Below are 238 nucleotides of genomic sequence, written 5' to 3' on the forward strand. Positions count from 1 at the left end.
GTTCTTGCCGGCCTTGACGTCGAGCACGCGGTTGGCGGCCGAGACGATCGCTTCCAGCGAGGCGCCGACGATATTGGTGCTGATGCCGGCGCCGAACAGCTTTCCACCTGGATAGGCGGTCTCGACGTAGGAGATCGCCGAGGCGTTCGAGCCGTGCTGCAGCGAGTGCTCGGAGTAATCCTGCACCGACATTTCGACGCCGAGATAGTCCGAGAGCGCGTTGATAAAGCCGTCGATC

At 62.6% G+C, this 238-nt stretch carries 1 protein-coding gene; it reads right to left on the minus strand.

Going from position 1 to position 238, the window contains the following annotated elements; translation table 11 throughout:
- Positions 1–238 (minus strand): alpha-isopropylmalate synthase regulatory domain-containing protein (locus SB771_RS36850; protein WP_410722266.1); only part of this gene is annotated, 238 nt, incomplete at both ends.

The sequence above is a fragment of the Burkholderia sp. SIMBA_051 genome (genome assembly GCF_046534915.1).
Classification (GTDB): domain Bacteria; phylum Pseudomonadota; class Gammaproteobacteria; order Burkholderiales; family Burkholderiaceae; genus Burkholderia; species Burkholderia ambifaria.